General features: G+C 71.4%; 12 protein-coding genes. 7 read left to right on the top strand and 5 right to left on the bottom strand.

Going from position 1 to position 14,812, the window contains the following annotated elements; genetic code table 11:
• The 4 genes from VFZ39_RS18285 to VFZ39_RS18300 all read left to right on the top strand — a co-directional run.
• Nucleotides 1–2,053: ExeM/NucH family extracellular endonuclease (locus VFZ39_RS18285; protein ID WP_330867230.1), on the top strand; the 2,053-nt coding region annotated here is incomplete at its 5' end.
• A gap of 63 nt (nucleotides 2,054–2,116) precedes the next feature.
• Complete coding sequence (locus VFZ39_RS18290) at nucleotides 2,117–2,599, top strand: nicotinamide-nucleotide amidohydrolase family protein (protein ID WP_330867231.1); 483 nt, start codon at nucleotides 2,117–2,119, stop codon at nucleotides 2,597–2,599.
• 37 nt (nucleotides 2,600–2,636) lie between these two features.
• Nucleotides 2,637–2,927 (top strand): helix-turn-helix transcriptional regulator, encoded by a 291-nt coding sequence (locus VFZ39_RS18295; protein ID WP_330867232.1) that lies wholly within the window; start codon nucleotides 2,637–2,639, stop codon nucleotides 2,925–2,927.
• Nucleotides 2,928–2,931: 4 nt separating this feature from the next.
• Nucleotides 2,932–4,038, top strand: coding sequence for a PP2C family protein-serine/threonine phosphatase (locus VFZ39_RS18300; protein ID WP_330867233.1), 1,107 nt, complete (start codon nucleotides 2,932–2,934; stop codon nucleotides 4,036–4,038).
• A 16-nt stretch (nucleotides 4,039–4,054) separates the two neighbouring features.
• On the opposite strand, the gene VFZ39_RS18305 is transcribed toward VFZ39_RS18300, so the two are convergent.
• Nucleotides 4,055–4,819 (bottom strand): DNA-formamidopyrimidine glycosylase family protein, encoded by a 765-nt coding sequence (locus tag VFZ39_RS18305; RefSeq protein ID WP_330867234.1) that lies wholly within the window; start codon nucleotides 4,817–4,819, stop codon nucleotides 4,055–4,057.
• Nucleotides 4,812–9,266, bottom strand: a complete 4,455-nt coding sequence (locus VFZ39_RS18310; RefSeq protein WP_330867235.1) for an ATP-dependent helicase — start codon at nucleotides 9,264–9,266, stop codon at nucleotides 4,812–4,814. Before VFZ39_RS18310 ends, VFZ39_RS18305 begins: the two co-directional genes overlap by 8 nt.
• A gap of 95 nt (nucleotides 9,267–9,361) precedes the next feature.
• On the opposite strand from VFZ39_RS18310, the gene VFZ39_RS18315 reads away from it, so the two are divergent.
• Nucleotides 9,362–10,495 (top strand): GNAT family N-acetyltransferase, encoded by a 1,134-nt coding sequence (locus VFZ39_RS18315; RefSeq protein WP_330867236.1) that lies wholly within the window; start codon nucleotides 9,362–9,364, stop codon nucleotides 10,493–10,495.
• Between the two features lie 104 nt (nucleotides 10,496–10,599).
• Nucleotides 10,600–11,424: an alpha/beta hydrolase gene (locus VFZ39_RS18320; protein ID WP_330867237.1), complete on the top strand. Its 825-nt coding sequence runs from the start codon at nucleotides 10,600–10,602 to the stop codon at nucleotides 11,422–11,424.
• Between the two features lie 6 nt (nucleotides 11,425–11,430).
• Here VFZ39_RS18320 and VFZ39_RS18325 read toward each other — a convergent pair whose 3' ends face one another.
• Genes VFZ39_RS18325 through VFZ39_RS18335 form a run of 3 tightly spaced genes read right to left on the bottom strand, consistent with a single transcriptional unit; the run spans nucleotide 11,431 to nucleotide 14,376 of the window.
• On the bottom strand, nucleotides 11,431–12,450 hold the full coding sequence (locus VFZ39_RS18325; protein ID WP_330867238.1) for an App1 family protein: 1,020 nt from the start codon (nucleotides 12,448–12,450) through the stop codon (nucleotides 11,431–11,433).
• A gap of 10 nt (nucleotides 12,451–12,460) precedes the next feature.
• Entirely contained in the window at nucleotides 12,461–13,939 is a 1,479-nt protein-coding gene (locus VFZ39_RS18330) for a serine hydrolase (RefSeq protein WP_330867239.1), read from the bottom strand.
• A 47-nt stretch (nucleotides 13,940–13,986) separates the two neighbouring features.
• Nucleotides 13,987–14,376, bottom strand: a complete 390-nt coding sequence (locus VFZ39_RS18335; RefSeq protein ID WP_330867240.1) for a RidA family protein — start codon at nucleotides 14,374–14,376, stop codon at nucleotides 13,987–13,989.
• A gap of 94 nt (nucleotides 14,377–14,470) precedes the next feature.
• Here VFZ39_RS18335 and VFZ39_RS18340 point away from each other — a divergent pair, with 94 nt between their 5' ends.
• Nucleotides 14,471–14,812 (top strand): metalloregulator ArsR/SmtB family transcription factor, encoded by a 342-nt coding sequence (locus VFZ39_RS18340; protein ID WP_330867241.1) that lies wholly within the window; start codon nucleotides 14,471–14,473, stop codon nucleotides 14,810–14,812.

The following is a 14,812-nucleotide window of genomic DNA, read 5'->3' on the forward strand; positions in this document are numbered from 1 at the left end:
TGGCGTCGTGACCGCGGCATACCCGACCGGGGACTTCTTCTCCTTCGTCATCCAGACCGAGGGCACCGGGACGGCCACGGACGCAACGCCCGGCTCCTCCGATGCACTGTGGGTCTTCCACCGGTGCTGCGGGATGGACGCCGAGGTCGGGCAATACGTCGAGGTCACGGGCCTCGTCGAGGAGCGCTTCGGCCGGACCCAGCTGGTCTACGACCCCGACGAGCCGCTGACGGTGCTGGATGAGCCGTTCGACCCGGTGACCCCGCTGGCCACCGAGTGGTGGACCACCGAGACCGAGCGCGAGGCACACGAGAGCGAGCTGCTCGACGTCTCAGGCGTTCCCTTCACGGTGAGCAACAACTTCAACACCAACCGGTTCGGCGAGGTCGGCCTCGCGGCAGGTGACCGTCCCCTCGTGTCACCGACCGAGGTCGCGAACCCGAACCTGGATCCGGCCGGGTACCAGGCGGCGCTCGCCGACAACTTCGCCCGCGGCGTCGTCCTCGACGACGGAGCCGATTGGGACTACCTGAACGACGAGTTCAGCTGGGACGACGCCGTCCCGTGGATCGACCGCGAGACCACCGCGCGGGTCGGTGCACCGGCGACCGTGACCGGGCCGGTCATCCTCGACTTCGGCTTCGGTGACTGGCGGTTCCAGCCGACCAGCCAGGTGATCGGGACCCAGCCCTCGCTGGTCAGCTTCGGCGAGACCCGGCCGGAGAACGCCGCCCCCGCGTCGGTTGGCGGCGACCTGCGGATCGCGACGTTCAACGTCCTGAACTACTTCAACACCACGGGAGAGGACTTCGAGGCTGCCGGGGGTAGCTGCACCTACTTCACCGATCGCTTCGGCGAGGAGGTCACGAACGAGGAGTGCGTGCCCGACGGACCCCGCGGCGCCGCCGACGACGAGGACCTCGACCGGCAGCAGCGCAAGATCGTGACCGCCATCAACGCGCTCGATGCGTCCGTGGTCTCGCTGGAGGAGATCGAGAACTCCGTGAAGCTGGGCGAGGACCGCGACGACGCGCTGCAGGCGCTGACCGAGGCGTTGAATGCCGCCGCCGGGACCGAGCGCTGGGCCTTCGTTCCGTCACCGGCGCCCGAGAACCTGCCTGCGCTCGAGGACCAGGACGTGATCCGGACCGCGTTCATCTACGACCCCTCGACGGTCGAGCTGGTCGGCGGCTCGGAGGTCCTCGTCGGCTCCCCGGCGTTCGGGAACGCCCGGCAGCCGCTGGCCCAGGCGTTCAGGCCGGTCGGTGCCAGCGACGCTGACGCATTCGCGGTCATCGTGAACCACTTCAAGTCCAAGGGCTCTCCGTGCGCTGGGGAACCGAACGGTCCGCAGGGCAACTGCAACCAGAGCAGGATCGCCCAGGCCCGGGCGCTCGACGGCTTCGCCGACGAGTTCGCGGCCGAGCGCGATCTGGAGCAGGTGTTCCTCACCGGGGACTTCAACGCCTACTCCCAGGAGGACCCGATGGTCGTGCTGGACACCCTCGGCTGGACGAACCTGGAGTCGGACACCGAGGACGAGTGGAGCTACTCCTTCGACGGTATGTCAGGCTCGCTCGACCACGTGCTGGCCAACGATGCAGCGCTCGCAGAGGTCACCGGTGTCGACATCTGGGAGATCAACGCCAACGAGGCCTTGGCGTTCGAGTACAGCCGCTTCAACTACAACGTGACTGACTTCTACGAGGACAACCTGTTCCGCGCGTCCGACCACAACCCCGAGCTGGTGGGCATCGACGTGCGCGACGCGAGCGAGGTGTCGCTCGCGCTCTCGCCGAGCCAGGTGAAGCGCAAGCGAGGCATCTCCACCGCGACCGTGACCGTCACCGGGGTCGACGACCAGGCGACCGGCATCGTCCGGTTCCTGGTCGACGGTGAGCCCATCGGTCAACGTGCGCTGCTCGAGGGTTCCGCGTCGATCGCGGTCGGTCCGTTCGACACGAAGGGCAATTACACCGTCACCGTCGAGTACCTCGGCGACGACGACAACCTGCCGGGCACAGACTCGGCAACACTCCGCGTCGGTAACTGACGCTCACGTCCCGGGCCGCGCGAGTGCGCGCGTGGCCCGGGCGTGATGGCCTACCGTCGCCTCGTGGACGCGCGGGTGGTGCTCGACCTGCTGGCCGGCCGCGGTGAGACCTTGGCAACTGCCGAGTCGCTCACCGGCGGCCGGCTGGCGGCGCTGGTCACGGCGGTCCCCGGCGCCTCACGCGTGTACGTCGGAGGCGTCGTGTCCTACGCGACCGCGGTCAAGCAGGACCTGCTCGGCGTCCCGGAGCTGGTGGTGGAGCGGCACGGCGTGATCTCGCCCGAGTGCGCCCGGGCCATGGCCGAGGGCGCCCGGCACCGGCTCAGTGCGACGTACTCGATCAGCACCACCGGGGTCGCAGGCCCGGACCCGCAGGAGGGCCACCCGCCGGGGACCGTGTTCGTCGGCATCGCCGGTCCGGGCGGCGTGACTGCGCTGGCGCTGGAGCTCGCCGGGAGTCGTTCGACGATCCAGGACCGCACCTGCACGGAGGCGTTGGAGGCTGTTGCGGACATCCTGCGGCGGGAAGAACCGGGCCTCGGGTAGCGTTGGCCCCTAGCAGACCTGGAGGAGGTGGACCCGGATGGCGTTGTTCCGACGGTTGCTCGGCGACGTGCTCCGCCACAAGCGGTTGCAACGCGGCATGACCCTGCGCGAGGTTTCCGCCGAGGCCCGGGTCTCGCTCGGCTACATCTCTGAGATCGAGCGCGGTCAGAAGGAAGCCTCCTCCGAGCTGCTCGCCTCGTTGTGCGCCGCACTCGACGTGCCCTTGTCCGAGGTGCTGCGCGACGTCTCCACCCTGGTCGCGGTGGAGGAGACCCCGAGCCTGAGCGAGGTCGCATCAGGCCCCGAGGTCGTCGCTTCCGCAGCCTGAGGCGGTGGTCACCACGTCCGGCAGGCCGAGCGCGATCGGGGCTGCGCTTGCCGCAGTGACGCTGGTGGCGCTGGTGGTCCTCGATGTCGCGACTCCCGACCGGACGGTCGCGCTGGCGCCGCTGTTCGCGCTCGCTCCGCTGATCGCGTGCGCCGTGCTGCCGCCGGTCCCCACGGCCGGGTTCGCGGCCGCGGCGTTCGCCGCCGCCGTCGGCTCCGGTGTGTGGAACAACAACTCCGACGCGGCCCAACAGCTGGTCCGACTCCTCGACGTCGCTCTGATCGGTGCGGCTGCCGTCGTCGTCTCGGCGGTCCGGGTGCGCAGGGAGCAGCAGGTGGGCCGGCTCGCCACGCTCGCGGAGGTGGCGCAGAAGGCGGTGCTGCCCGTGCTGCCGGCCCATGCGCGGCACACCGACATCGCGGTCCGGTACGAGTCCGCGGCCGAGGACGCCGTGATCGGCGGGGACCTGTACGACTGCTACCACTCTCGTACGCACACCCGGTTCCTGATCGGTGACGTGCGCGGCAAGGGGATCGGAGCGGTCGAGCAGGCTGCGCGGGTGATCCGGTCGTTCCGACAGGCGGCCGCCGTCCAGACCGACCTCCACGCGGTTGCCGAGGACATGAGCGACTACCTGACCCCGTTCTTCGACCCCGAGGAGTTCGTCACCGCACTGCTCCTCGACACGACCGCCAGCGCCCGGCCGCTCCTGGTCAACGCGGGACATCCACCCCCGCTGCTCGTCCATCCCGACGGGACGTGTGAGTTCCTCGAGACGGACGCGGACCTCCCTCTCGGGCTCGGGGAGCGGTACGGCTTTCACGAGTTCGACTGGGGTCCGGGGGACCGGTTGCTGATGTACACCGACGGGGTGAGCGAGGCGCGTGATCGTGACGGGGACTTCCTCGATCTGAGTCGGCTCGCGCCGCTGATCGTCGACGGGTCGTTGGAGGACGCGCTCGACCGTCTGCTGGATGCGGTGCGCGCGCACACGGTGCGAGGCGATCTCAGCGACGACGTCGCGGTGCTGCTCCTGGAGCACACGACGACAGGACAGGAGTTCCAGCCGGTGGCCGGCGAGCACGACTGGCGCACCTCGCTGCCCCGATGACACAGGTGACACCGGGTCACGGCGCCGGCTGACACCGAGGGCAGAAGTACGACGGACGCTCTCGCCCCGGCGGGCCGAGCTGTTCGACCTCGACCGGCCCTCCGCACCGGGGGCAGGGATTCCTCCGCCGGCCGTAGACCCACATCCGTTGTCGCATCCGAACCGCGCTGGCGGCCATCAGCTCCTGTGCCTTCGTGACCAGGGCGGTCAGGTCCGGGACCACCGCGACCGGGGTGCGTGGATGGACGCGCACGGCGAAACAGGTCTCGGCGACCCACATCGTGCCGATCCCGGCCAGGTTGCGCTGGTCGAGCAGCGCCTCCCGGATCGTGAGGTCGGGGTGCTGCCGCAGCCGCCGAACGGCCTCGGCGGGGTCCCAGTCCTGACCCAGGACGTCAGGGCCGAGGTGGGCGACCGGCTCCTCCTCGCGGGCACGGGGCAGCAGCTCGACCACGCCGAGGGAGAACCCGACGGCACTGCGCTCAGCCGTCGTCAGGACGACCCGGGCCTGGAACGCGGGACGGGTCCACCGCTGCCCGGAGTCGTAGACGCGCCAGGACCCTTCCATCTTCAGGTGGGTGTGCAGCGACCACCGCTCGTCGCCCCGGTCCACGCGCGTGAAGAGGTGCTTCCCGCGGGTGTGGGTGCCGACCACGACACCGCCCGACAGGTCGGCGGTCGCGTGCTGCGGCACGCGGAAGTCGGTCGCGGTCAGGACCTGGCCGGCCAGGCCCCGGTCGAGTCGTCGCGCGGTCCGGACGACGGCGTCACCCTCAGGCACGCAACCGCAGTCCCCTCGGGGTGGACACGAAGCCGGCCGCGTTCAGCGCGGCACGCAAGGGCGTGTCACCGGAGCCGAGCAGGGCGGTGCCGTCGGCCTTCTCGACCGTGAGCCGGCCGAGCTGACCGCGACGTACGGCCGTCGCGAGCGCCTCGGTGGCAGGCGTGAGCAGGTCGCCGTCGTCGGACCACGTGAGCAGCGTCTTGCCGCCGCGCTCGACGTACAGCGTGAGCACGCCGTCGACCAGCACCACCAGGGCGCCGGCCTTGCGCCCTGGCCGGTGGCCGCCCTCGGTGTCGGGCCAGGGCAGCGCCGCGCCGTACGGGTTGGCGGGGTCGGTCGCGGCGAGCGTGACCGCTGCCGGCTTGTCGGACGTGACGTCGGTGAAGGTCCGGAGCCGATCGACCGACCCGGCGGTACCGAACTGCGCGGCGCCGAGGCCCTCCACGAAGTAGCCGCGGCGGCAGCGACCGGACTCCTCGAACGTCGAGAGCACCTTGTAGACCGCAGCGAACCCGCCCGGCGTGCGCTCGCTCTGGACCGCACCCCGGGTGACCACGCCGTGCCGGTCGAGCAGCCGCTCGGCGGTGGCGTGGGCGCGGCGCGTCGGGTCGGTGTCGAGCGCGGGCAGCAGCGCCCACCGTCCGGCCGTGTGGGGTGGGCCGCTGCGGAGCACTCGCGGGCCCGGGCGCCGCTGCCGATGGGTGCCCCGGCCGCCGATCAGCGAGCGCAGGGGTGCGAGTGTGTCGTTGCCGATCCGACCCGCCCACACGAGGTCCCAGAGGACGGCGGCCAGCGGTTCGTCGAGTGCGTCGACAGCTTGGCCGAGCTGGCGGAAGAACCACGCTCCGCCGGGCTCGAGCGCATCCAGGACCTGCTGGTGCAGCGCTGAGAGCTCCGTCGGCGTCGGCTCCGGGAGCGTCAGTGGCGCCTGGTCGGCGAGGTGCAGCGAGACCCAGCCGTCCTGTCCCGGGAGCGGGCCGTGCCCGGCCCACACGACGTCGCCGGCGCTGGTGAGCTCGTCGAGGAACGCCGGCTCGTAGTCGTCGACCCGGCTCGGCAGCACCAACGACTCGAGAGCGCTGGCCGGAACCGGGCACCCGGCCAGCTGACCGACCACGGTCAGGACCCCGTCGACACCACGGGGACGGCGACGAGTGGTGCCGACGTGCTGCCACGCCGCCAGGAACCGAGCCAGCACTGCTGGCTCGACCGGCTCGATCTCCTGCCGCAGTCGCGCCAACGAGCGACGACGCAGCCGGCGGAGCACCTCGGCGTCGCACCACTCGATGCCGGAGCCGGACGGCCGGAACTCGCCGTCGAGAACCCGCCCCTGCGCCGCGAGCCGGTGCAGCGTCTGCCGCACGACGGCGGCACCCAGGCCAAGCCGGGTGGCGACCTCGTCGGCGAGGAACGGGCCGTGGGTGCGCGCGAACCGCCCGACCAGGTCGGCCAGCGGGTCCTCGACCGGGTCGGCGAAGACATCGGGAGTGCCGGGCGGGACCGGCACGCCGAGACCGTCGCGCAGCCGGGCGACGTCCTCCACGACGGCCCACCGCTCATCGCCCGCGATCCGGACCTCGACCACCCGACGGGCGTCGGTGAGCGTCGTGAGCCAGTCGTCGACGTCGGCTCCGTCGACGGCGCGGGCCACGACCTCGTCGGTCGTCAGCGGTCCGAGCAGCCGGAGCAGGTCGACCGCACCCTCGACGTCGCGGACGCGGCGGTCGGGAGCGAGCCGCTGCAGCTCAGCCTCCACCTCGGCCAGCACGTCGGGGTCGAGCAGCTCGCGCAGCTCCGCGCGGCCGAGCAGCTCGGCGAGCAGTCCCTGGTCGAGGCTCAGCGCGGCGGCGCGGCGCTCGGCGAGCGGTGAGTCGCCCTCGTAGACGAACTGGGCGACGTAGCCGAACAGCAACGTCCGGGCGTACGGCGACGGCTGGGTCGTCGCGACGTCGACGACCGATACCTCGCGCCGGTCGACGCGCTTCATCAGGGTGACCAGGCCCGGTAGGTCGTAGACGTCCTGGAGGCACTCGCGGATGGCTTCGAGCACGATCGGGAACGAGGGGTAGCGCGACGCCACCTCGAGCAGCTGGGCAGCGCGCTGCCGCTGCTGCCACAGCGGGCTGCGTCGGCCCGGATCGCGCCGGGGGAGGAGCAGCGCCCGCGCCGCACACTCCCGGAAGCGACTGGCGAAGAGCGCACTGCCGCCGACCTCGGTGGTGACGATCTGCTCGATCTCCTCCGGGTCGAACGCGACGACCTCGCCGGTGGGCGGCTCGGCGTCGGTGTCGGGGATCCGCACCACGATGCCGTCGTCGGACGCGACCGCCTGGCCGTCGATGCCGTAGCGCTCGCGCAACCGGGCGTTGATCGCCAGTGCCCAGGGCGCGTGCACCGGGACGCCGTACGGCGAGTGGACGACCAGCCGCCAGTCGCCGAGCTCGTCGCGGAACCGTTCGACGAGCAGCGTGACGTCACTCGGCACGGTGCGCGTGGCCTCGGCCTGCTCGGCGACGTAGGCGACGAGGTTGCTGGCGGCATACTCGTCAAGGCCACGGTCGCGGGCGAGGGCCTCCGCCTTGGGGAGGGGCAGGCCGGCGAGCTCGCGCGTGAACGAACCGACCGCCTCGCCGAGCTCGGCGGGTCGGCCAAGCGCGTCGCCCTTCCAGAACGGCAGCCGACCCGGCACCCCGGGCGCGGGGGTCACCATCACCCGGTCGTGGGTGATGTCCTCGATCCGCCAGCTGGTCGCGCCGAGGGCGAACACGTCGCCCACCCGCGACTCGTAGACCATCTCCTCGTCGAGCTCCCCCACGCGCCGACCCGTACCCTCACCGACGAGGTAGACACCGAAGAGGCCGCGGTCGGGGATGGTGCCGCCGCTGGTGACCGCGAGCCGCTGGGCGCCGGGTCGGCCGGTGATGGTGCCGCCGACCCTGTCCCACACGATCCTAGGGCGGAGCTCCGCGAACTCGTCGGACGGGTAGCGGCCGGCGAGCAGGTCGAGGGTGGCGTCGTACGCGCTGCGGGGGAGGTTCGCGAACGGCGCGCTCCGCCGGACCAGGGCGTAGAGCTCGTCGACGTCCCACTCGTCGAGCGCGGTCATGGCCACCACCTGCTGCGCGAGGACGTCGAGCGGGTTGGTGGGGATCCGGAGGCTCTCGATCGCACCTTCTCGCATCCGTTGGACGGCCACGGCGGTCTGCGCCAGGTCGCCGCGGTGCTTGGGGAACAGCACCCCGCGGCTCACCTCGCCCACCTGGTGGCCCGCGCGGCCGACCCGCTGGAGAGCGCTCGCCACGCTGGGCGGCGACTCGATCTGCACCACGAGGTCGACGGCACCCATGTCGATACCGAGCTCGAGGCTGCTGGTGGCGACCACGGCCGGGAGTCGGCCGGCCTTGAGGTCGTCCTCGATCAGCGCCCGCTGCTCCTTGGAGACCGATCCGTGGTGGGCCTTGGCCAGGACGGAGTCGGTGGCGTGCGAGGCACCGGACTGGGCCATCACCTGCGCCGGTGGTCGGTCGTCGTCGGATCGTCCACTGGCGATCTCGTTGAGCCGCGCGGTCAGGCGTTCGGCGAGCCGCCTACTGTTGGAGAACACGATCGTCGACCGGTGCTGTCCGATCAGGTCGGCGACCCGTTCCTCGACGTGAGGCCAGATCGACTGGCTGCGGTCGGGGTCCTCGCCTGACTCGTCGTACTCCTCAGGCGCCGTCATGTCCTCGACCGGGACCACGACCTGCAGGTCCCAGGCCTTCTCGCTGGGGGGTGCCACGATCTCCACCGGCGCCTGGCCGCCGAGGAAGCGCGCGACCTCCTCGTGAGGTCGCACGGTCGCGGACAGGCCGATCCGCTGCGCGGGACGGTCGAGCAGCGCGTCGAGCCGCTCGAGGGTGAGGGCGAGGTGGGCGCCCCGCTTGGTGCCGGCCACGGCGTGCACCTCGTCGAGGATGACCGTCTCGACGTGGTGCAACGACTCGCGGGCCCGGCTGGTCAGCATCAGGAACAACGACTCGGGGGTGGTGATGAGGATGTCAGGCGGCGACGTCACCAGCTTGCGGCGGTCGGCTGCCGGCGTGTCACCGCTGCGGACGCCGACCCGGACCTCCGGCAAGGACTCGCCCAGCCGTTCGGCGGTGTGACGGATGCCGGCCAGTGGCGCCCTGAGGTTGCGCTCGACGTCGACGGCGAGCGCCTTCAGGGGCGACACGTAAAGGACCCGGCACCGCTCCTTGGTCGGGGGCACGGGTTCGGTGAGGAGCCGGTCGAGCGACCAGAGGAACGCACTGAGCGTCTTGCCGGACCCGGTCGGCGCGACCACGAGTGCATGGTTGCCCTTGCTGATCGACTCCCAGGCGCCGTTCTGGGCGGGAGTGGGCTCCGCGAAGGCGGCACCGAACCACGTGCGCGTGGCTGCGCTGAAGCGGTCGAGGGCGGGCACTCGTCAATCCTGCCTGACGCCACTGACAGGCGTCGCTTCGCGAGTGGGTGCAAACCCGGTCGCGTCCTGCCCGCGACGTCGGTGAGACTGTCGCGGTGCGATTCCCAGACGACGTCCCGACCTTGACCGACGGCGTGGTGACGCTGCGGGCGCACCAGCCGGCCGACTTGCCACGCATCGTGCAGCAGGCCACCGACCCCGAGTCGGTCCGATGGACCACCGTCCCGCACCCGTACGCCGAGAGCGACGCCGTGGACTGGACCACGAACGTGCTCCCCAAAGGCTGGGCGACGGACTCGACGTACGGCTTCGCGATCGAGCACGAGGGGCTGTTCGCAGGCTCGGTGGACCTGCGGATGCGCGGTGAGCTCGAGGCCGAGGTCGGCTTCGCCCTGCACCCCGGGGCCCGCGGCTCCGGGGTGATGCGCCGGGCGCTGGACCTGCTGCTCGACTGGGGCTTCGGGCGTGGGGTCGAGGTGGTCTACTGGCGTGCGTTCGTCGGGAACTGGGCGTCGCGCCGGATCGCCTGGCGGCTCGGGTTCCACTTCGGCCCCACGATCCCGCGGTTGCTGCCGCAACGGGGCGAGCAGCGAGACGCCTGGACCGCGTGGCTCGGGGCCGACGACCCGCGCGAGCCGGTCGAGCCGTGGCTCGTACCACCGGTGCTCGAGGCCGACGACGTGCGGCTTCGGCCATGGCGCGAGGCCGACGGACCGCGGCTGGTCGAGGCTGCCAACGACGCGGTGCTGCGCGAGTGGATCCCCGACACCCCGCTGCCTCGCTCCCTGGAGGCCGTTCCTGCCTACCTCACGCGCGTGCACGTCGGTGCCGCAACCAACGGCCGGCTGGCGTGGTGCGTCGCCGACGCCGGAACCGACGTGGCGCTCGGCAACGTCGCCCTGTTCGAGTTTGAGGACGAGCCCGACGACCTGACCGCCCAGGTCGGGTACTGGTCGCACCCCGCCGGGCGGGGTCGGGGGGTCATGACGGCTGCGCTGCGACTGGCGACCGACTGGGCGTTCGGGAGAAGTGCCGAGGGCGGGCTGGGTGCCCGTCGGCTGTACCTGCTCACGTCGGTGCGCAACGACGGCTCGCGTCGTCTCGCCGAGCGCGCCGGGTTCGAGCACGTCGGCACCGAGCGTGGCTCGGCGCCGCTGGCCGCCGGTGGCTACGAGGACAACGCGCTGTACGACCGGTTGCGGGAGGAGGAGACAGCACCGACGACCTAGGGGTCGGCTCGCTGGCCGAGCCCGGGACCCTTGGAGGTTGCGGGGGAGCCGTCCGGAGGACGATGCTCGCTGCGACCTACGGCGGGAGGGAGGCGGATGCGACCATGGGACCTCAGCAGACCGCCGCTCGCGGGATGTTCGGTAACGGGATGGAGTACCTCTCGTGGGGAGCCGGGCCGAGGACGCTCCTGTTCCTCCCGGGAGGACCGGGGAGTGGTGTCCCTCAGGGCGTGACGGGTCGGATGGCCCGCCGGTGGTTCGACCCGTTCGTCGAGGCCGGGTACACCGTCTGGTACGTGACCCGCCGCCGGAACATGCCGTCCGGGCACACGGTCGCCGACATGGCGGACGACTACGCCCGAGCCCTGGCCGGTGAGCTAGGCGGGCGGGTCGACCTCGTGGTGGGTGAGTCGTACGGCGGGATGATCGCGCTGTACCTGGCCGCGCGTCACGGCGACGCCTGTGGGCGCGTCGCCGTCGTGGTGGCGGCCGTCGAGGTCAGCGACTGGGGCAAGGAGGTCGACACCCGACTGGCCACTGCGTTGGCCGCAAGCGACCGGACGGGGGTCGGGACGGCGTTCGCCGAGTACGCCCTCCCCGGGGCTCGCAGCCGCTGGATCCGGCGCGTGGTCGCGCCCTGGATCGCGCGGAGCCTTCTCTCGGGGAAGAGCTACCCGCCGAGTGACCTGCTCGTCGAGACCGAGGCGGAGCTCGCGTTCGACGCCCGACCGGTCCTGCCCGAGATCGGCGTGCCGGTGGTGCTCCTGTGCGGAGACAGCGATCGGTTCTTCCCCCAGGAGCTTGTGGAGGAGACAGCTCGGATGATCCCGGAGTGCACGCTGGTCAGCTACGAGGGGCTCGGCCACATGAAGGCCGCGACCAGCCGTCAGGTGCCCCACGACGTGCTCACGTTCGTCGACCGAGGCTGACGACGGTCAGAGCAGGCCCAGGCCGCTCGCGTGTCGGCGTACGACGTCGGTGTCGGCTGCGAGCACGAACGGCACGTCCTCGGCCCAGCGACTGCTGACCTGCTCGACCCGGCCATCGCCCGGGTCGAGGCGCACCTCCCGGATGTAGGTCGCCCGGATCCTCCCGGGATGGTCGCGGACGGTGTCGGCATAGATCTCCGGGTCCTTCTCCCCGGAGTCGCCGATCAGCACGAACTCCAGCTCCGGGTGGAGCTCGAGGACCTCGGCGATCCGGTCGTGCTTCTGCTCGCGACCCTCGGCGGTGCCCAGCAGGTCGCGCAGCAGTACCGGTCCGTCGGGGAACCGCCGGTACGCAAGGAACGACACCAGGAAGGTGTGGAGGTTCCACGGACTGGAGGAGACGTAGAACACCGGGTTCGTCCCCGCGGTGAGGTCGCGGTAGAGCTCGGGTGCTCCCGGGAACGGCGTTCGCGTCAGGGCCGACCCGGTGAGCGTCTGCCGGACCATGTGACCCACTCGCTGCACGCCGGTCTCGAGGATCGTGTCGTCGACGTCGGAGATGACTCCGAATCTGGCGTCCTTGCCCGGTACGTGGACCCGGACCGAGGTGGTGTGCGGTTCGCTCAGCCCTCGGTAGGGCTCGGCGAGCTCGACGGTGCCGTCGGTCCACGGGCTGGTGAGTCGCTCGGCATCCGGCGTGAGGACGACGCGGAAGTAGCCCTCGGTGTCGGTGACCGTCCCGACGGTCGTCCCGGCGACGGTGATGCGTAGCGGGACTCCCGGCAGCTCGTCGGTGAGGAACTGGCGCACAGTGCGCAGCACCGCCGCGCCGACTCCCTCGCCCTCGACCGCCTCCGAGGGAGGGGGATCGTCGAGCACCCGACCGCGCACCACCACGCCTGCGGCGCTCCCGTGACCGCCGTACGGCTCGATCCGGAAGTGATCCGGCGTGCGGTTCGCCGCTCGGCGCTGCCGGGCGCTGTCCCACGCGCTCTCGAGGCCGAGGGCCCAACGAGGGACACCCATGGGCGGCACCCTAGAGGTTGCCCAGGATCTGCGCGGCCTCCTCGTTGTCGGGGTCGAGGTCGAGAGCGCGGCGGAGGTTCTGGCTCGCCTGGTCGAGGCGGCCGTCCACCTGGTGCGCCCATCCGGTCATCGTCCACGCATCGGACGAGTCCGGACGCAGCTCGGTCCACACCCGCAGGAGGGGCCAGACCGCCGCAGTGTGGTGAAGCTCGATCGCGCCCCACACAGCGTCGATGAACACCTCGTCGTCGAGGTCGAAGGTCGCCGGCTCGACCGTGGCCAGTCGGTGGAACGTGTCGTGTGCGGCCGCCGCGCCCGCCGTCGTGATCGCGTCGGCGAGGGGTCGGGTGATCGGCGGCAGCAGGGTACGCAGCTGGGCGACCCCTTCGCCCGGCTCGTCGGGCGCCACCTCGGAGAGAGCCGAGAGCGGCAGGTCGGTGAAGAGGATGTCGAGCGCTGCCGCTGCGATGGACCCGGTATGGCCGGTGTTGGAGTTGGCCAGCACGACCACACCGGTACGCCGATCGGGGACGAGCACCAGCTTCGAGCCGAACCCGGGGTCCGCGCCGCTGTGGCTCAGCACGTGGTGCCCGCGGTAGCTCCCCACGGCCCAGCCGAGCGCTTGTGCCTCCTCCCAGGGGGGTCGGCCGACGGGTGCCACGGGCTGTCGCATCTGGTCGACCAGACCCGGGTCGAGCCGGGCCCAGGGACCGGCTGGTCCGTCGGTGCCCGGTTCTGCCGGCTCGAAGTGGGCCACCATCCAGCGACACAGCTCGTCCACGTTGGAGTGCAGGGTCGAGCTGGGCGCATGGCGGCGGGTGTAGGGATAGGCACCATCCAGGACCGTCAGCGGCATCCCGACGTGGGGCGACGCGGCCAGGTGCTCCGGCACCTCACTGCGCAGGAACGTGCTGTTCCGCATTCCGAGCGGTATCAGCACCCGTTGTCGGACGGCGTCCTCGAAGGTCGTGTCCATGACCCGGGACAGCACCAGCCCGAGCAGCTCGAACCCGGCATTCGAGTAGGAGAACGACGTACCGGGTTCGGCCTGCAGTCGCCAGCCTGACAGGCTTCGGGCGAACTCGCTGAGGGCGTCGTCGCCGAGCTGGGGGTCGTGCCAGCCGTACTCCGTCACGTCCGGAAGACCACTGGTGTGGCTCAGCAGTCCCCGGGCCGTGACCTCCTCGGCCCGGCCGTCGGCCAGCGAGAACTCCGGCACCCAGTCGGTGATCGGAGCATCGAGGTCGAACAGGCGTCCACCGGAGTCGCCTCCGGTGGCCAGCGACACGATCGCGGTCGCGACGAACGGCTTGGAGACCGACGCCAGGTGGAACATCGTCTCAGGGGTGGCGGCAGCACTGGTGCGGACGTCACGGACGCCGAACCCGCGGGCCACGACCTCCTCGTCGGAGACGACCGCGACGGCCAGGCCGGCTGCCTCGTACGAGTCGAGGAAGTGCTCGACCAGGGGCCAGAGACCTACCTCCACGCGTTCTCGCAGGCGTCCCGTGCTAGCCCTGTCGTCCCGTCGCTGCGTCACGAGGTCGCCCGCCCCAGCACCGCGTCCAGCTCCACCTCGACGTGCCAGCGAGGATCGAGCAGTCCCACCACGACCATCGTGCTCGCCGGCCGGACGTCTCCGAACACCTCGGCGTGGACAGCGCCGACCTGCTCGGCCACGTCGGGCGAGACGACGTACTGGCGGGTGCGGACCACGTCCGTCACCTCACCGCCGAGCTCGCGCAGGGCGGCCAACGCGATCTCCCAGCACCGCCGGGCCTGGTGGGTGGGGTCGGGGTCGACCGCATCGTCGGGCCAGACCGGGGCGGTGCCCGACACGGAGATCAAGGTTCCTGCGCGCGTTGCGCGGCTGAAGCCGATGGTCGTCTCGAACGGGGAGTCGGACGCCGCGCGTTGGTGGTCCACAGGGGACACCGTAGAGAGGGTCCGTGCCGAGATCCATGATCCGCCGCGGCGGCCCTTCCGTTGACGCATGCCGATATAGGCATATGATGTCACCATGGCACGAGCGGCGACGACATCGGACGTCTTCAACGCGATCGCCGAACCGCAGCGACGGGAGATCCTGGTGCTGTTGCGAGCAGGGGAGCGGCCGGTGACCGAGCTGGCCGGGGAGCTGGGGATGACCCAGCCGCGCGCGTCCAAACACCTGCGGGTGCTCCGCGCGGTCGGACTCGTGCGGGACCGCAAGGCAGGCAGGCAGCGCATGTACGGCCTTGACGCCCGGGGGCTGAGGCCGGTCCACGAGTGGGCCGGTGGGTTCGAGCTGTTCTGGAACGAGAGCTTCGACCGACTGGATGCGTACGTGCAGGACCTCAAGCAGGCAAGGCAGGAGGAGTAG

This window comes from Nocardioides sp., assembly GCF_036374615.1.
Classification (GTDB): domain Bacteria; phylum Actinomycetota; class Actinomycetes; order Propionibacteriales; family Nocardioidaceae; genus Nocardioides.